Genomic DNA, 18,471 nt, shown 5'->3' with positions numbered 1-18,471 from the left:
GCAGCATGTCCGAGCGAAACGATCACGCCGGCCTACCCCAATCTGGACATGCCAGCCAGGCGACCGAGCCAGGGGGTCCGCACCATCATCACCCGGTCCTGCGCCACACACTGCGCGTGCTGGCGATCATCGCGCTCGTCCTGTATTTCCTTGTCTCTGTCCTGCTGCTCGGTCTGCGCTACGTCGTGCTGCCATACGTGGACAACTTGCGTCCGCGCATCGAGCAGCTCGTCTCCTCGAAGATTCACGCCGAATTGCGCATCGGCAAGCTCGCGCCGCACTGGTCGGGCTTCCAGCCCGGCATCGACGTCACTGATCTGACGATTCGCGACCGCCACGGCAACATCGCGCTCGACGTGCCGCACGCCACGGCTTCGGTGTCGTGGCGCTCGGTCGTGCTGTTCGAACCGCTGCTCTCGAGCATCGTGGTCGAGCAGCCCGACGTGCACATCGCGCGCGAGGACGACGGCACGCTCACCGTGGCGGGCGTGCCGGTGCCCACCGCACACACGGGCAACGCCACCTTCACGACGTGGCTCATGCGCCAGCAGGCCGTCGTGCTGCGCGGCGGCACGCTGCGCTGGCACGACGCCACGCGCGACGTGCCCGACCTCGCGTTCTCGCACATCCGCCTCGCGATCCTCAACGACGGGTACGATCATCGCGTCGCGCTCCAGGCGCCGGCCGAGGGCACCGTGCTGCACGGCCCGCTCGACTTCCGCGCGCACTTCACGCACGCGCGCTACGCACAGGCCGGCAAGCCGATCAGCTGGACGGGCGACACCTATCTCTCGACCGGCCCCGTCGATCTGCCCACGCTCGCGCGCTACATCAACTTCCCGATCGCTACCTACGCGGGGCGCATCGACAACTCGATCTGGGCGCACTTCTCGAACGGACGCATCCTCGAGGCGAGCGGCGCGCTGGAAGGCGCAAACGTTTCGTTGCGCACGCGGCCCACGCAGCCGCTGCTCGACATGCCGGTCGCGAGCTTCCACTGGAGCCTCGGCATCCAGCCCGACGACTACGCGCTCAAGCTGCGCGACTTGCACGCGGAACTGGGCCAGCCGCCGCTCGACGACGGCACGCCGCTCACGCGCTCGCTCGCGCTCACGACGCTCGATGCGCGCTTTCGCCAGCAAACGCTCCAGCACGGCCAGCTCATGAGCGTGCGCGGCGACCGCATCGATCTCGGCATCCTCGCCGAGTTCATGCGCGCGCTGCCGCTACCCGGTCGCGTGCAGGGCGCGCTCGTGCGCTTCGACCCGCGCGGGCTGGTGGCGAACTACGACCTATCCCTCGAGCGCGCGAAGCCCGAGTCGGGTGAAGCGGCTGCCGAGCAGCGCTCCACCAGCGTCGAGCCGGTCACCCACTATCGCTTCAAGGGCGACCTGCAGGGCATCAGCATGAATGCGCAGGAGCCGGGGCCGGGCCTCACGCCGCGCGGCCACCCGCGCGCGGGCCTGCCGGGGGTCGAGAATCTCTGGGGGCACATCGATGCCGACGAATCGCACGGCACCATCGACCTCGACACGAACAGCGTCGCCATCACGCTGCCTGGCGTGTTCGACAATCCCCGCCTCACGTTCGACCGGCTCTCGGGCGCGGCCAGATGGACCGTGGCCGCTGAGCGCGAGCCCGGCAACCGGCTCAAGGCATTCACCGTCGATGTCGCGAACCTGGGCATCGAGAACGCCGACGCGCGCGCGAAGATGACCGCGCACTACACGAACCCCGGCAAGGGACGCGGCTCGCTCGACCTCGTCGCGCATTTCGATGAGGCCAGGGTCAAGGCCATCCCGCGTTACCTGCCCACCGCCATCAGCGAGAAGACGCGCATCTATCTCGGCCACGGCCTGCAGGCGGGCCTGTCGAAGGGTGCGACGATCGAGATCCACGGCGACCTCACCAAATTCCCCTACTCGCGCGACCCCGACGCGGGCCAGTTCCGCATCGTCGCGCCGTTCACGGGCGGCCGCTTCGACCCGTCGCCGTTCCCGCCGCGCACGATGCGCAACGGCGCGCCGAACGTCTGGCCGGCGTTCGACGGCATCGACGGCGTGTTCAAGCTGCATGAGAACAAGCTGCGCTTCGACGTCGATCGCGGCCACTACCGCAACTTCGTGCTGCGCAACGTGAGCGGGCGCATCGAGGAACTGGGCATCAAGGGCTCCGATATCGTGATCGAGGGCAGCGGGCGCGGGCCGCTCGCGGACCTGCTCGACTACGCGGACAACAGCTCGATCGGCTACATGTCGAAGCACGCCACCGCGAAGGTGCGCGCGCAAGGGCAGTCCACGCTCGCACTCAAGCTCACGATCCCGCGCCATCCGATGCCGAAGGTGCTGCTCGCGGGCGCCATCGGCTTCGAGAACAACACGCTCACCGCGAAGAACGTGCCGCCGGTCTCGAAACTCACCGGGCAGGTGCGCTTCACGAACCACAGCGCCAATGTCGACCGGCTTACGGCGCGCTTTCTCGGCGGCGATCTGCGCGCGAGCGGCGGCATGCGCGACGACGGGCACTATAAGGTGGACGTGGCCGGCGACGTCGCGGTCGATGCGGCGCGCGGGCTGAACCTGCATGGCATGGCGGCGGCGGCGCTCGGGCGCCTGTCGGGCGCGGCGCCCTACTCGCTTTCGGTAGCCGGCCAGCGCGGGCGCCTGCCCGACGTGAAGGCGAACGCCGATCTCACCGGTCTCGCGCTCGACCTGCCCGCGCCGTTCGGCAAGGCCGCCGGCACGCCGATGCCGCTGAACTTCGAATTGCAGCCGGGCACGGGCACGCCCGCCGAATCCGCCGTCGGCGCCGATGCCAGGGCCGACGACGCCGCGTTCGAACATGCAGAACTCACGCTCGGGCCGCTCGCCGCGCGTTACGTGATGCGCCGCCATCCGGGTCACGTACCGGAAGTCGTGCGCGGCGCGATCGGCATGAACCGCCCGGCCGATCTACCGTCGGAAGGCGTGGCCGCCGCCGTCGACCTGCCCGCCTTCGACGCCGACGCCTGGCGCGCCGTGGTGCAGCAGTTGCGCGGGACCGCGGCGGCCCAGGCCCAGGGCGCGACGCCTGCGAGCGCGGCGGCAAGCGGCGCGCGGGCGGCGGTTCCCCCGCCGCGAACCGCCGCAGAAAGAGCGGCCGAGCGGATGGCTCAAAATCAAGACGCGGCCCCGGGCGCAACCTCCGAATCTGCCGTGCCCAGCGCCGCGGCTGCCGCGCCGCAAAGCCCGGCATCGACCACTACGGCCACCACGGCGGCCGCGCCAACCGCCGCCTCGTCACCGCTCGCCCCCAACGGCGCGGTCGGCCAGTTCCTGCCTTCGCGCTTCGCGGTCCACGTCGGCACGCTCACGCTGCTCAAGCGCCACTGGGAGAACGTCGTGCTCGGCGCATCGCGCACCGGCGAGCGCGGCAACGAATGGCAGGCCAACGTCGCCTCCAACCAGGTCTCGGGCCACGTCTCGTGGAAGCCGGGCGCCGTGCCGGGCGCACCGGGCACGCTCGAAGCGCGGCTCGCGCGCCTCACCGTGCCCGCTGCCACCGAAAACGACCTGCTCGGCCAGGCGATGTCGCAGCCCGCGCAGAACATGCCGTCGATCGACCTCGTCGTGAACCAGCTCATCGTGCGCGATCGCGACCTCGGCCGTCTCCAGGTCAACGCGCACAACTTCGACGACAACGGCGTGCCGGTCTGGCAGCTCGACCAGCTCGACATCAGCAACCCGGACGCGCACCTCACCGCCACGGAAAACTGGCGCGCGGTGGGCGACACGGCAGCCAGCGAGGATTCGGCCGCAGCCGGCATGCACACGCCGCGCCGCACGGCGCTCGATTTCCATCTCGACATCAAGGACGCGGGCGCCCTGCTCCAACGCGCCGGCCGGCCGCATGTGCTCAAGAACGGCTCGGGCACGCTCGCGGGCAACCTGGAATGGCAAGGCGGCCCCACGCGCATCGACTTCCCGTCGCTCAACGGCAACCTCACCCTTGACCTGCGACACGGCCAGATCCTCAAGGTCGATCCGGGCGTGGCAAGGCTGCTCGGCGTGCTGAGCCTGCAAAGCCTCGCGCGCTTCCTCACGACGGACTTCCGCGACGTCATCGGCGAAGGCCTGCCCTTCACGAGCGCGACGGCCACCGCGCAGATCCAGAACGGCATTGGCAGCACCCACGATTTCAAGCTCGTCACCGCCCCCGGGCGCGCGACGATGGCGGGCAGCGTCGACCTCGCGCACGAAACCCAGGACCTGCACGTGCACGTGGTGCCGACGGTCAGCGCGGGCGCGGGCGTGGTCGCGGCGGCCATCATCAATCCGCTCTTCGGCCTCGGCGCGCTGATCGGCGACGTCGTGCTCTCGCAAACGCTCGAGCACGCGTTCGCGATGGACTTCGCGATTACGGGCCCGTGGGCCAAACCGCACATCGAGCGGCTGCATGGCGATCAGGGTAAGATGGACGCGCAGGCGCCGGCCGCAGTGCACTGAATTGCGCACTGAGTTGCCGCCAGGTGCGCCGCGTCGTGGGCACGCGGTATGCGTGCCATGCATCCCGAACCCAATCAAGATCTGCCGATGAGCGCTCCCCCCCTCGACCCGTTTCGCGTCGCCGCGCTGCAGATGGTCAGCACGCCCGAGCGCGAGCGCAATCTCGCCGAAGCGGACCAGTTGATCGCCGAAGCCGCCGCCGCGGGCGCGCGCCTCGTGTTGCTGCCCGAATATTTCTGCTTCATGGGTCACAAGGACAGCGACAAACTGGCGATCCGCGAGCCCCACGGCGACGGCCCCATTCAGCGTTTTCTCGCCGATGCCGCGAGGCGCCATGACGTGTGGGTGATCGGCGGCACGTTGCCGCTGAATGCGCCCGAGGAAACCCGTGTGCTCAATACCACGCTCGTGTTCGACCCAAGCGGCGAGGAGCGCGCGCGTTACGACAAGATCCACCTCTTCAATTTCGAAAAAGGCGCCGAATCGTTCGACGAAGCGCGCACGATCCGGCCCGGCGCCGAAGTGCGCACGTTCGAGGCGCCGTTTGGCCGTGTCGGCCTGTCGGTCTGCTACGATCTGCGCTTTCCCGAGCTGTACCGGCGCATGGGAGACTGCGCACTGATGGTCGTGCCTTCAGCGTTCACTTACACCACCGGCCGCGCCCACTGGCAGCTCCTGCTGCGCGCCCGCGCGATCGAGAACCAGTGCTACGTGCTCGCCGCGGCGCAAGGCGGCACGCACGAGAACGGCCGCCGCACATGGGGCCACAGCATGCTGGTCGACCCGTGGGGCGAGATCGTCGACGTGCGCGACGAAGGCCCGGGCGTGGTGGCCGGCGACATCGACCTCGAGCGCATCGCCAGCGTGCGCGCGAGCCTTCCGGCGTGGCGTCACCGCGTGCTCGACTGCGCATGACGCGCGTAACGCATGCAACGCACGCGACGACTGGCCCCGCGAATGAACCCCATCGAATTCCACGCGAGTTCTCCGTTTAAGGCGCTTGATTTCGCAGCACCGCGCCCGAATCTCCATTGACAGACTTTATCGTTGATCCCACAGAGCGCATGAACATCATCGAACCCGGCATCCGCAATCTGGCGACCGCGAAGGACCTGCTCCTCACGCCCTACGGCCTCGACGAGGCAGTGCTCACGCGCACGCTCGGCGAGATCTTCACGCATCGCATCGACTACGCCGATCTCTACTTCCAGACCACGCGCAGCGAGGCCTGGAGCCTCGAGGAAGGCATCGTCAAGTCGGGCAGCTTCAGCATCGACCAGGGCGTCGGGGTGCGCGCCGTATCCGGCGAGCGCACCGCTTTCGCCTACTCCGACGACCTCTCGCCCGAAGCGATCCGCCAGGCCGCCATCGCCACGCGCTCGATCGCCAAGGCGGGCGGCGGCAAGCAGAAGATCCAGGTGGCGAAGTCGCTCACGGGCATTGCGGGCCGCGATCTGTACCTGCCCTCCGACCCGTTGAGCTCGCTCGACGCGACCGAAAAAGTGAAGCTGCTCGAGCGCATCGAAGAGATGGCGCGCGGGCGCGATCCGCGCATCACGCAAGTCATGGCCGCGCTCGCGGGCGAGTACGACGTGGTGCTCGTCGCCCGCAGTGACGGTGCGCTCGCCGCCGACATCCGCCCGCTCGTGCGCGTGTCCGTCACGGTGATCGCCGAGCAGAACGGCCGCCGCGAGATCGGCAACGGCGGCGGCGGCGGCCGCTACGACTATGGCTATTTCACCGACGACCTCCTGTCGAAGTACGTGGACGACGCCGTGCACGCTGCGCTCGTAAACCTCGAAGCGCGCCCGGCACCCGCCGGCGCGATGACCGTCGTGCTCGGCCCGGGCTGGCCCGGCGTGCTGCTGCACGAGGCGATCGGCCACGGCCTCGAAGGCGACTTCAACCGCAAGGGCTCGTCGGCGTTCGCCGGGCGCATTGGCGAGCGGGTAGCCGCGAAGGGCGTGACCGTGGTCGACGACGGCACGCTGCCCAACCGCCGCGGCTCGCTCAATATCGACGACGAAGGCAACCCCACGCAGTGCACGACGCTGATCGAGGACGGCATTCTCAAGGGCTACATTCAGGACTCGCTGAACGCGCGCCTCATGAAGATGCCCGTGACGGGCAACGCTCGCCGCGAGTCGTACGCCGCGCTGCCCATGCCGCGCATGACCAACACGTACATGCTCAACGGCGACAAGGACCCACAGGAAATCATCGGCTCGGTGAAGAACGGTCTGTATGCCGTGAATTTCGGCGGCGGTCAGGTGGACATCACGAACGGCAAGTTCGTGTTCTCGGCCTCCGAAGCCTACATGATCGAAAACGGCAAGATCACCTACCCCGTGAAGGGCGCGACGCTCATTGGCAGCGGCCCGGAATCGCTCAAGTACGTGAGCATGATCGGCAACGACATGCGCCTCGATTCGGGCGTGGGCGTGTGCGGCAAGGAGGGGCAGAGCGTGCCGGTGGGCGTGGGTCAGCCGACGCTGCGCATCGACCGCATGACGGTCGGCGGCACGGTTTAAGCGCTTGGCCTGCGCGCACTCCATGCACGACGATGCGGGAATTCCGCATCGTCGTGCGGTTTTTCTGCACACGAGTCATTTTTTGCGCAGATAGTCCGCTTTTTTACCGCACCCTGCTTGCCAGCCCCGAGAATGCCGGGTTATAAAGGCAATCACCCTTTCGACGTAACGAACGTTCAGACAAGACCGCCATGTTCGCCACGAAGTTTTATTTTTACTTCTTTTGGTATCTCAGACCGCTGGCGGATCGAGAGGGTTGATAGTACGCGCAGGACCCCGAACACACGAGAAACCGCCAGCCAAGCCTGGCGGTTTTTTTTCGCCCCGCAGTTTCGACAACAGTTGCGAGCCGCACCTTCATCTAACCGAATTTGAAGCACCGTCCGAACGACGCACGCTACGCACAGGATCAGGAGAAAACGACCATGCCCCCGCACAACACCGACGATGTCCGCATTCGCGAACTCAAGGAACTCACGCCGCCCGCTCACCTGATCCGCGAATTCCCCTGCTCGGAAGCGGCCTCCACGCTGATCTTCGAATCGCGCCGCGCCATGCACCGCATCCTGCACGGCATGGACGACCGCCTGATCGTCATCATCGGGCCGTGCTCGATTCACGACACGAAGGCCGCGGTCGACTACGCGAAGAAGCTCGTCGAAGAGCGCAAGCGCTTCAAGAACGAGCTCGAAATCGTGATGCGCGTGTACTTCGAGAAGCCGCGCACGACGGTGGGCTGGAAGGGCCTCATCAACGACCCGTTCCTCGACAACAGCTTCAAGATCAACGACGGTCTGCGCACCGCGCGCGAATTGCTCGTCTCGATCAACGAGCTGGGCCTGCCCGCCGGCACCGAATACCTCGACATGATCAGCCCGCAGTACATCGCCGACCTCATCTCGTGGGGCGCGATCGGTGCGCGCACAACGGAATCGCAGGTGCACCGCGAGCTGGCTTCGGGTCTGTCGTGCCCGGTCGGCTTCAAGAACGGCACGGACGGCAACGTGAAGATCGCCGTGGACGCGATCAAGGCCGCCTCGCAGCCGCACCATTTCCTCTCGGTGACGAAGGGCGGCCACTCGGCTATCGTCTCGACCGCGGGCAATGAGGACTGTCATGTGATTCTGCGCGGCGGCAAGACGCCGAACTACGACGCGGATAGCGTAAACGCCGCGTGCAGCGATATCGGCAAGGCGGGTCTCGCCGCGCGACTCATGATCGACGCGAGCCACGCAAACAGCTCGAAGAAGCACGAGAACCAGATTCCGGTGTGCGCCGACATCGGCCGCCAGGTGGCGGGGGGCGACGAGCGCATCGTCGGCGTGATGGTGGAGTCGCACCTCGTGGCGGGCCGCCAGGACCTGAAGGAAGGCTGCGAGCTGACCTATGGCCAGAGCATCACCGATGCGTGCATCGGCTGGGACGAAAGCGTGGGCGTGCTCGAAGGGCTCGCGCAAGCGGTGAAGCAGCGTCGCATTGCGCGCGGTTCGGGCAACTGAGCGCCGCACGCATCGGAGCGCGCGGTGCGGTCATTTAATGCCGCGCTGCGCGTGAATCAAAGCCGCTCTGCGCGCTCGGGCCGCACCGCGCCGATGCACAGATCGGCAATCCCGATCACGTTGCCGATGAGCCTGCCGCGCCGGTCGAGATGCGCCTCCGGCCGCACCGACTTCACGCAGTTCATGCTGAGCGCACGCAGGATGTTGCTGGTCGCTTCCTTGCGCGACATCACGCCCTTGTTGCACAGGTACATCGCGTTGACCACCTGCGAATAGCCGAAGCGGCGGCCCGAAACGCGCCCGCCTCGCAGCCCGAGGTGCACGCCGAGCAGATAGTCGCAGTACACGAGCCCGCCACGGCGCGCGAGGCGCCGCGAGAAGTCCTTGTCTTCCAGCCAGCCGTACAGCACGAGACGCTCGTCGAAGCGCAGATCGGCGATGGCCTGCGCGCGGCACGCCATGTTGCAGCCATACAGTTCCACGCAGGGCCGCAGCGGCGGACGCCGCATCACTTCGGCTTGCGCGCCATCCACGAGCGCGATGGCTTCTTCCCATGCGATCGGTTGCGTGTTCGCACCGTCGCGCAGCGTGCGGCCCGAGACGCCCACGAGATTCGCGTCGCTCTCGAACAGCTCCACGCACAACTCGATCCAGTGACACTCGGGCGCGAAGTCGTCGTCGAGGAAAATCACGATGTCGATGTCCGGCGCAAGCGCGTCGAGCGCGCGATTGCGCTGCACGCTCGAACCCGCCGTGCCGATGATTTCGTTCACGCGCAGACCGTTGGCATCGTAAGGTCCGATGTCGTCTGCGCTGCTGCCCGAAAGGATGATCTGATCCGGCCGCACGGTTTGCCGCGCGAGCAGGCGCACGACCCATGCGGTGGCGGTTGGACGGCCCTTGGTCGCGATCACCACCGCGACGCGCATGCGCGCCTTCGCGCCGTTCGCGGCCACGGAAGACGCGAGATCATCGGTAGCGAGCGTTGTCATCGGTTTCTCCGCATTCCGGTGGTCGTTTCGACTCGAACCGAGGTTAGCACGAGGCCCTCGCGCCGCCCGTCGGGCCGGATTCAAGTTGTCCGAAACGCTCTATTCAACGACTGATTCCAACTGTTTGTGAACAAGCACGCAGCGGGGGCGTAGTGCGCCGTGTCTGCATGGCCGCGTACGGGCGAACCTTTTACCGCTTCTTTTTTCCGTTAATAAAATCCGCAGTTATTGCACTTTTTCTGCGCATTTATCGATTACGCATCACCCATAGCTCAGCACCCGCCGGTAAATTCGTCCAATAGCAATTTTCGGATTCCTCTTTTGATAAGACTCGCCTACAACTGCTAAAAGAGATTCGCGCAAATATGACCGACTAACCCGCCCCACCGGAAAGATCCTCTCAACATGACTGCGTCGACACGTCAGAGCCAGCCAGTGGAACACGAGATCATCTCTTCCGGGACAACGGTTTGCGAAACCGAATCCGGCGCGCGGCTCAAACGCCCCGTGGTCTTCTACGTGCAGCCGTTGATCGCGCGCTATCGCATCGAAGTCATCGAGTCGCTCAACCGTCTTTTCTCCGTCAAGGTGTTCGCGTGCTCCGAGGGCGTGGAGGCCAACGGCTTTTCGCGTGAGAAGCCCGAGTGCGACGAATTCGTCGAAACGCATATCGCGAGTTTCGCGGGCCTGCCCTCGCGGCGGATCCGCCTGCAAAGCCGCGTGCTGAGCCGCATCGTTTTCGAACGTCCCGATGCAGTCCTGATCTTTGCAGACGTTCGTTATCTGTCGCTGTGGCTCGCGCTCCTCGCCGGACGCGTCATGCGCGTGCCTGTGCTCATTCACGGCCAGGGGCTCTACCGGCACGAGAGCGCGGGGCTCGTGCGCACGGTCTGCTACCGCCTCGCGGTCGCGCTCGCCGTGCGCTACGTCTGCTATACCGAGGCTTCACGGCGCTCGCTCGTTGCCATCGGCTGCCCGCTCGCCAAGCTCGTCGTCGCGAACAATGCCCTCACGGTCTCGTGCGGCGTGGAGCCTGCCACCAAGACGGGCGCCGAGAGCGGCGTGCTGTTCATCGGCAGGCTGCGCGAAGGGTCGGAGATCGAACCGCTCATCGACGTGGTCGGGCAGCTTCATGCCGATGGCAACGACATCACGCTCCACGTGATCGGCGACGGCGAGCACGGCGAGCGCCTGAAACGCAAGTACAGCGATCGCAGCTACGTGGTCTGGTATGGCGCGGTGTTCGACGACGACGCCATCGCGACCATCAGCCGGCGCTGCCGCGTGGGCTGCTATCCCGGCTCGGCGGGCTTGAGCGTCGTGCACATGTTCGCGTTGAGCCTGCCGCCCATCGTGCACGACCGGCTGCCGCTGCACATGGGCCCGGAGCCGGGCTATGTCGAGGACGGCCGCAGCGGCTTTTTCTTCGCGCGCGACGGCGGCAAAGGAGCGCTTGCCGCCACGCTGCGGCGCATCTGGTCCATGCCGCCCGACGAAATGCGCGCAGCCGCGACCGCCGCGCACGCGGTGTACTGCCAGCTCAACTCGCCTACGCTCGGACATCAGCTCGCCGAGATCGTCGAAGCGGCGCTGCGCGCCTGAATCCCGCTTGAGTCCCTCGCGCTCAGGCTTATTTCTGCCGCGAGACGCGATACAGCATCCATGCCGCGCACGAGGTCAGCCCGACGGTCATCGACCATGCAACGCCCGTCACACCCCACAGGTGCAACGAAGGCGGCACGGACAGGACAAGCGCCACGACCTGGAGCAGCGACGCCACCGTGACGGCGCGCGCGTCGCCAACCGCGCGCAGATACGAAGCGAGCACCGAGTTCAGCGCGCTGATCGCCATGTTGATGACGAAGATGCGAAAGAGCGGCACGGCCGACAGCCACGCGGCGCCGAGCACGAGCGAAAAGAGCGGCTCGGCGGCGAAGCGCAGTACGATCACCACGCACGCCAGCCCCGCCACGGCGACCGTGAGATAGAGACGAAAAAGCCGCGCGGCCGATTGCGGACCGCCGCGATGATGCGCGGCGAACGTGGGGAAAAGATACTGCGACAGAGCGAGCGCGGCGTCGGCGAGCAGCATTTGCGCGAGCTTCGAGGACATCTGCCAGGCGCCCAGCTGCGTCGGCCCGAGCAGCTTGCCCACCACCACCTTGTCGAACTGGTTGGTGATGAGAATGATCACGCTACTCGCCCAGATCCAGCGGCTGAAGCCCACGTAATGGCCGATGCCCGACCAGCGCAGCCGGATCGGCGGACGCGGCGAGAGCGCGATCCACGTGACGACACTCTTGAAGGCCTCGCCGATCATCATGCCGAGCAAGAGCGAGTACGGACCCGCCCCCGCGAGTGCGAGCCCGATGCCGAAAGCGCAGTCGAGACACGAGGACGAGATTTCGATCGCCGCAATATGCTGGAAGTGGCGCTCGCGCTGCGTGATGAAATACGCGGGCGAGGCGAGTCCGCGCAGGAGCGGGAGCAGCGCGGCGAGTTGCACGAGGCCGATCGCGCCGCCCAGGTGGAACTGCGCGTCCATGAGCGGCGCGCTCGCGACGAGCAGCAAACCGATCAGCAGGCCCCGCGTGGCAAGCGTGGTCCAGACGGCGCCGGCCTCCGCGCGCGTGGGCGGCGACTGGCCCTGTATGACGGCCTGCGCGAGGCCGGTATCGGAGAGCGCTTCGGCAATCGCGACCGCGAGCAACGCGACGCTCGCGAGACCGATTGCGGACGGCCCAAGAATGCGCCCGATCACGAGGAACTTGACGGCCACGAGGCCGCGCACGACGACCTGCTGCAGCAACACCCAGGTTGCTGCGCCGGGTCCGAAGCCGGCCTTGATCGGTATGGCTGGCAGCCGCATTACGCGCAAAATGCCTCTCCTGTTGTCGATCTCTGAGTCGGAGCTTTCGCCCCTTTTCCCAGTTCCTTTAAACATGTTTGGGAACGCGTTTTTGCCACCCGTTCTGGACCTTACCGCGCGGCGGCGTACAGGACGCGCCATCTACCAGGTGGAATCAGACGGGGCGGCCATCCGTGGGGCGGCCATCCGTGGGACGGCTATCCGCGGGGCCTCTCATGGAAAGCCAATGCACGCGGCACCAATTCACGAATTTTCAGGCAATCGGCATATCCCCAGGTTTTTTCGGCCACTCTGCCCCGCAATCTGGCGCATGCCGCTTGCGCACCGCTGCTATTTTGTTCGTAATAATGCTCATCGGGCCGCCCGCATGGAAAACGTGTCGATCGCCAGATATCGCAATGCCGCCCCTAACAGCCCGGACTCCGCCGCACTGTGCGACGTCGAGGCCGATACACTCGTGACATCCGCGCCTGCGGACACCCGTGCGTCGGTTGGCGGCGACTGGATCGCCGTCATCGAGCCGAACTTTACGGGGCACCGCTGGCGCTACGTCGAGTGGATCGCGCAGGCGTGCGTGGAAGCCGGGCACCGCTGCCTCGTCGTGACTGATAACGAGTACGCGGACCATCCGCTCGCGCAGCGCATCGTGCGCGAAGCGCGGCCCGATCTGCGCCTCGTGCTGCTCGACCTGCATACGGTTCCGCCTGGCCCGCATTTCGCCGCGAGCGTGTACATGCGCTTTCGCAACTTCTATGCGCGCGCGTTGCGTGAGGTGAGCAAAACGATGCACGTGCGGCTCGTCATCGCGCCCTACGCCGACTACTTCTTCTACACGCTCGCGGGGTTCGACTCGCCATTCGGCGAGACGCCGTGGATCGCGATCGTCATGGGCATGACGTTTCATCAGGCGCGCATCGGCTTGCGCACGCCGCGCCGACGCTTCGTCGACCTGGCCAAGTCGGCGCTGTTTCGCCGTGCCATGCGCTCGCGCGGGCTGCGCGAACTCTTCACGATCGACCCGACGCTGCCCGACTGGTTCGCGACCACGAAGCCGCAGCGCGCGGCGCCGCTCAGCTACGTGGCCGACCCGTTTCCCGAAATCGAAGCGATGGACCCCGTGTTCGCGCGCGAGCAGCTGAAGCTCGGCGCGCATACGCGCTATCTGCTCGTGTACGGCGCGATCGGCGAACGCAAGGGCATTCGCGAACTGATGCTCGCGCTCGAGCACAAGCCCGACGCGCCGTGCCTCGTGATCGCGGGCCAGCAGGACGACGAAACGCGCGCGTTCATCGACGCTCACGCACCGCGGCTCGCGAGCGCGCCGGTGATCTTCAACCAGTTCATCTCCGACGAGATGGAGCGCGAACTCTTTTCCGCCTGCGACGCCGTGTGGCTCGGCTACAAGCAGCACTACGGCATGAGCGGCGTGCTGGTGCAGGCGTACCGCTTCCGCAAGCCCGTGGTGGCGAGCGCTGACGGCCTGATCGGCTGGTATTGCCGCGACGGCGCGCTCGGCCCATTGCTCGACGACCTCGAGCCGGCCACGATCGCACGCGCGCTCGATGTACTCGCCGAGCGTTGGCGCGCAGGTGCGAACGCCGTGCAGCCCACCGGCGAACACCTCCTTTCGTGCAATACGCTTGAGCAGTTCAAGCGCACGCTTCAGGCCGCGATGGCGTGAACGCTCGCAGGAACGCCGTTAAATATTGACCAACCCGAATCAGTCCGATCCAGTCACGAAGGGTCACGCAATGCCTTCGACCTTGTTGTCGGCCGCGCTCGTGTCGGGCCGCTCGGCGGGGATGGCTCCGCGCATGTCGGGGAACATCGCGTCGCGCAGACGCAGGAACGGGAACTCGACGGCTCGCGTGGTGAGATAGCCCAGCACCGAGGCGATGAAGAACTGCGCGACGATCACGACGGGCCAGGCGGCGAGCGGCGGCACGCCGAGCGCGCTTGCCTTGTGGATCAGATAGTCGCCGGGCGCGAGCGCGAGCGAGTGCCAGAGGTAGATGCCATAGGAGTACACGCCGAGCCACGCGAGCCCGCGATACACCCACGTCGTGCGCAGTCTGCCCGAATGTTCGAGCACGAGCATGATGAGCGCGCAAAAGCCCACGGCCTGTATCGTGTAGCCCACGCTCTCGTCCAGCGCGACGTCGGGCGTCGCGAAGATGAGCCAGGCGAGCAGCAGCCCCACCACGCCGAACAGCCAGCGCTTCTTCGCGACGAGCAGGCGCCAGAGATCGGGCTTCATCCAGTAGACGGTCGCGAGAATGACGCCGACGAGCAGGCTGTCCATGCGGTACTGCGTGTAGTTGAACGCCCCAACGAGGTCGCCATGCGATACCGCGATGCAACGCGCGCTCAGGACGACCACGCAGAGGCTGGCCATCACGGCGATCAGCGCATTCGCGCGCAGCCGGAAGTGCGCGAGCAGGATCAGGAGCGCGGGCAGGAACAGATAGAAGTGCTCTTCGACAGCGAGGCTCCACGTTTGCGCGATGGAGGTGCCGAAGTAATTCTGCATGTGGGTGAGGTTCTGCCAGAGGAACGTATCGGAACGATGGCGGCCGGCAAGCAGGTGGAAGAAAATCAGCGCGTAATACGCGGGCCAGATCTTGAAGATCCGTCGCACGATGAAGCGGCGCGCGCCTATGCGGCCCGTTTGCGAATATTGGCGCAACAACAGCCCGCCCACCAGGAAGCCGCTTAGTGTGAAGAATAGATTGACGCCTTCGTGGCCGAAGCTCTTCAGCGGGTACTCGAGCACTTTCACCCAGGGATGGCCCGTGTGCACCGTATGGAAGTGATAGCCCATCACGACGAAGATCGCGATGCCACGCACGAAGTCGAGCTCGACGGAACGCCCTTTCGTCGACAGTCGCACTCCGTGTAGCAGCTTCATGACCCTTCCCTCGCTACGTCCATGCTGGATTCTTACGCAAGGCAGACGATGAAAAATTTACTCCTGCCGGCCCCATCATGGACGCAGGCGCCGTGCAGCGTGCGCCAAGTTCCCTTCCTTGTCGGCCAGGTGTGTGGGCGAAACCACACTTGAAATCAGAATTTTTTTCCTGCCGCCACAACCCTGCCGGTTCCCGCCACGCGCATGCGCAAGCCACTTGCGGCGTTTTATATTGAGTCGAGCCAACGCGTGCGGCGCGCATGTATTTTGCGCAACGTATGCGACCCTATGCACCGCACCGGGAGAAACGCCGATGCGAAACAAACATGCTGCACTCTGGCTCTGGGTGTGCCTCGTGCCTCTTGCTTTCGACTATAAGGCACCGGACTCCCAGTTCGGCCACAGCGCGCAATGGCTGGCCGTCGTTCCGGCCCTGGCTGGCGCGCTCATTCTCGCGTTGATCGGCCCGCGCTTCGCGCGTCCGACGCGGCTGCGCTCGTTCGTGACGGGCGCGCTCGTCGCCAGCCTCGTCGGCAGTCTCATTGCGCAAATGCTGCAGCACAATCCTGTCGGGCAGTACCTGCGCGTGATGCTGCCGTTCCTGCTGTTCGCGCTCGGGTACTGGGCCATGTGCCGCCCGTGGCACATCATGCGCGTCATGCAGATGCAGCGTGCGCTTTATTACGCGATGGTGATGGGCCTCGTGTTTACCTTCTTCTTCGGCTTGCTGGCAGTCGGCGGGCCGCTGGCCGACATTCGGTTTCGCATCGTCTCGCCCACCATGCTCGCGCTGCAGGCCATGCTGCTGCACCAGTTCATCGTCGCCCGGCGCTTCAACATGACGATGGTACTCGTGTTCCTCGCCACGCTCGTCGTCGAATTGTTGAGCGTCACGCGTAGTTTGCTGATCGCGACCATCCTGCTCGCCATGTTTGCGGCGTGGCTCGCCTCACCGTCGCTCAGTCATCTGATCAAATCGTTTTTCCGCACGGGCATCGCGCTTTCGTTCGTTGTCGCGCTGGGCGTGGGAACGGCGTGGCTCTTCCCGTCGATCACCGAACACTGGACGCAGCGCGTGACGGCCGCGCAGAACGCGGAGTCCGACCGCGATCCGACCACGGTCACGCGTATTGCGGAGATGCGCGACCAGTACGACCAGGTCACCGAGTCGGTGGATTCGGTCCTGTTCGGCAAGGGTTATGGGCACCTCTACCGCTACTCGCCGATTTACTACCAGTACGTGAACCAGACCTTCAGCAAGGACGATTACTTCAACACCAGCGACTGGGTGGCGGGCCACAACTTCTGGGTCTACCAGCTCTACGCCGAAGGTATCGTGTTCGGAGGCTGCATGCCGCTTGCGGTGATCGTCGCGCTCATCGTCGCGGGCCGCGCGTTCAGACGCTGGCGCCGCATCGCGCCGCGTCACCCGATGCTCATGCCGCTCAGCATGGCGCTGCTCGTGCTCGCCGCGCTGCCGGGCGCGTCGATCGGCGGCAATCCGCTCGGCACGCGTTTCTCGGGCCTCGTGTACGGCCTCGCGCTCGGGCTCATCGTCGCGCTGTATTCGCAGCTTCATTACCGCATTGACCTTCAACGCAAGCGCCAGCGCCTGCATCCGTCCTACGGGCGCGAACCTGCCTTCCAACCCACGGCGCCCGCGGCGGCGCCGGTGCCGCTCAACACGTATGCGACTCCGGAGCCCCGATGAAAATCCTGCACCTCGTTTCCACGGTCGACCCCCGCTCGGGCGGCCCGATTGAGGGCGTTCGCCAGAGCGGTCTCGCGATGACGGCGCTCGATCACCAGATCGAAGTGGCGTCGCTCGATCCGATCGACGCGCCCTATGTGCGCGAATTTCCGCTCCCGCTGCACGCGCTGGGGCCGGGCCGCGGGCACTACGGATACTGCCCCGGCTACGTGTCGTGGCTGCGCGCGAACGCGACGCGCTTCGACGCGGCGATCGTGCACGGGCTCTGGCAATACCACGGCTTCGGCGCGTGGCGCGCGCTGCGCCACGCGCAGGTGCCGTATTACGTGTACACGCACGGCATGCTCGATCCGTGGTTCAAGGCCACCTATCCGGTCAAGCATCTGAAGAAGTGGGCGTACTGGCCATGGGCCGATTTCCGCGTGCTGCGCGACGCCTGCGCCGTGATCTTCACGACCGACGAAGAACGCCTGCTTGCGCGCGAATCGTTCTGGCTGTACCGCGCCAATGAGCGCGTCGTGCCGTTCGGCACCAATGCGCCCAACGAGGACCCGGACACGTTGCGCGAAGCCTTCCTGCAGGAGTCGCCGCATTTGCGCAACAAGCGCATCGTCCTGTTTCTCGGGCGTCTGCACCCGAAGAAGGGTTGCGACGTGCTGGTTCACGCGTTCGCCGAACATGCGCGCGAAACGCCGGATGCGCATCTGTTGATCGCGGGGCCCGACAAGGGTAACTGGCAACCCGCGCTGCAGGCGATCGCGCAGTCGCACGGCATCGCGCATCGCATCAGCTGGCCGGGCATGCTGCAGGGCAACCTGAAGTGGGGCGCGTTTTTTGCTAGCGACGTGTTCGTGCTGCCGTCGCACCAGGAGAACTTCGGCGTTTCCGTGGCGGAGGCGCTGGCGTGCGGACTGCCCGCACTGGTTTCGGACAAGGTCGGCGTCTGGCGCGAGATCGACGAGGACGGCGCGGGGTTCGTCGCGCCCGACACGGTCGCCGGCACGCAGCGCAACTTTGCCTCATGGCGGGCGCTCGACGAGCGCGCGCGCGACGCGATGCGCGCTCAGGCCCGGCGCACGTTCGACGCACGCTTCGCGATGGATGGCATGGTGCGCTCGCTGCTGGGCTTGTTGCAGGAACATCCTTTACACGCTGGCGCGCGATTTCGCCCAGGGCGCCCGATGAGCGCCATGGCGCAGGGCGAGCCCGCGGAACAGGCTGAATAAATTGAAAAAAGCGGCATCAAATTCAGATAGCGGAAATGGTAGGGATTGGCAGGGGTGACGAAGCAACGCAGCTGAAGCGTCATAACGAGTCGAACGATGAACCCGCGTTGCACTTTCGTGGCGATGTGCGAATCCTGTGAGTAAGGGGGCAACACTATGTTAAACAGCAGACCTGATTGTTCGGGCGGCGAGACCGTCGACGTAACCGCGGCGCAGCCTGTGAAGCAGCCCGCGCGCAGTTTGCGCAGATT

General features: G+C 66.0%; 11 protein-coding genes. 8 read left to right on the top strand and 3 right to left on the bottom strand.

The window, feature by feature from the left end:
* Positions 1 to 5 precede the first annotated feature (5 nt).
* The 4 genes from AB3X99_RS09875 (at position 6) to aroG (ending at position 8,514) form a co-directional block, all read left to right on the top strand.
* A complete protein-coding gene (locus AB3X99_RS09875) occupies positions 6 to 4,484 on the top strand; it encodes a YhdP family protein (RefSeq protein WP_368616782.1) in 4,479 nt (1,492 codons plus the stop codon).
* An 87-nt stretch (positions 4,485 to 4,571) separates the two neighbouring features.
* Positions 4,572 to 5,399, top strand: coding sequence for a carbon-nitrogen hydrolase family protein (locus AB3X99_RS09870; protein ID WP_069267796.1), 828 nt, complete (start codon positions 4,572 to 4,574; stop codon positions 5,397 to 5,399).
* 149 nt (positions 5,400 to 5,548) lie between these two features.
* A complete protein-coding gene (gene tldD / locus AB3X99_RS09865) occupies positions 5,549 to 7,015 on the top strand; it encodes a metalloprotease TldD (RefSeq protein ID WP_368616781.1) in 1,467 nt (488 codons plus the stop codon).
* Between the two features lie 425 nt (positions 7,016 to 7,440).
* Positions 7,441 to 8,514, top strand: coding sequence for a 3-deoxy-7-phosphoheptulonate synthase AroG (gene aroG / locus AB3X99_RS09860; RefSeq protein ID WP_069267830.1), 1,074 nt, complete (start codon positions 7,441 to 7,443; stop codon positions 8,512 to 8,514).
* Between the two features lie 56 nt (positions 8,515 to 8,570).
* Here the strand turns inward: aroG and AB3X99_RS09855 are convergent, their stop codons facing one another.
* A complete protein-coding gene (locus AB3X99_RS09855) occupies positions 8,571 to 9,506 on the bottom strand; it encodes a glycosyltransferase family 2 protein (protein WP_368616780.1) in 936 nt (311 codons plus the stop codon).
* Between the two features lie 405 nt (positions 9,507 to 9,911).
* On the opposite strand from AB3X99_RS09855, the gene AB3X99_RS09850 reads away from it, so the two are divergent.
* Positions 9,912 to 11,108, top strand: a complete 1,197-nt coding sequence (locus AB3X99_RS09850) for a glycosyltransferase (protein WP_368616779.1) — start codon at positions 9,912 to 9,914, stop codon at positions 11,106 to 11,108.
* A gap of 28 nt (positions 11,109 to 11,136) precedes the next feature.
* Here AB3X99_RS09850 and AB3X99_RS09845 read toward each other — a convergent pair whose 3' ends face one another.
* Entirely contained in the window at positions 11,137 to 12,384 is a 1,248-nt protein-coding gene (locus AB3X99_RS09845) for an oligosaccharide flippase family protein (protein ID WP_368616778.1), read from the bottom strand.
* 367 nt (positions 12,385 to 12,751) lie between these two features.
* Between AB3X99_RS09845 and AB3X99_RS09840 the strand changes: the two genes are divergently transcribed.
* Entirely contained in the window at positions 12,752 to 14,056 is a 1,305-nt protein-coding gene (locus AB3X99_RS09840) for a glycosyltransferase (protein WP_368616777.1), read from the top strand.
* 63 nt (positions 14,057 to 14,119) lie between these two features.
* On the opposite strand, the gene AB3X99_RS09835 is transcribed toward AB3X99_RS09840, so the two are convergent.
* The gene (locus AB3X99_RS09835; RefSeq protein WP_368616776.1) at positions 14,120 to 15,283 is read right to left on the bottom strand and encodes an acyltransferase family protein; all 1,164 of its coding nucleotides are present in this window, start codon (positions 15,281 to 15,283) and stop codon (positions 14,120 to 14,122) included.
* A 313-nt stretch (positions 15,284 to 15,596) separates the two neighbouring features.
* Here AB3X99_RS09835 and AB3X99_RS09830 point away from each other — a divergent pair, with 313 nt between their 5' ends.
* Together AB3X99_RS09830 and AB3X99_RS09825 are read left to right on the top strand one after the other, a co-directional pair.
* Complete coding sequence (locus AB3X99_RS09830) at positions 15,597 to 16,994, top strand: sulfite exporter TauE/SafE family protein (protein ID WP_069267801.1); 1,398 nt, start codon at positions 15,597 to 15,599, stop codon at positions 16,992 to 16,994.
* Positions 16,991 to 18,220 (top strand): glycosyltransferase, encoded by a 1,230-nt coding sequence (locus AB3X99_RS09825; RefSeq protein ID WP_368616775.1) that lies wholly within the window; start codon positions 16,991 to 16,993, stop codon positions 18,218 to 18,220. The genes AB3X99_RS09830 and AB3X99_RS09825 overlap by 4 nt, the downstream gene beginning before the upstream one ends.
* Positions 18,221 to 18,471 lie beyond the last annotated feature (251 nt).

The sequence above is a fragment of the Paraburkholderia sp. BR10882 genome (assembly GCF_040948855.1).
Taxonomy (GTDB): domain Bacteria; phylum Pseudomonadota; class Gammaproteobacteria; order Burkholderiales; family Burkholderiaceae; genus Paraburkholderia; species Paraburkholderia nodosa_A.
This window is presented reverse-complemented; position numbering and strand designations above follow the sequence as displayed.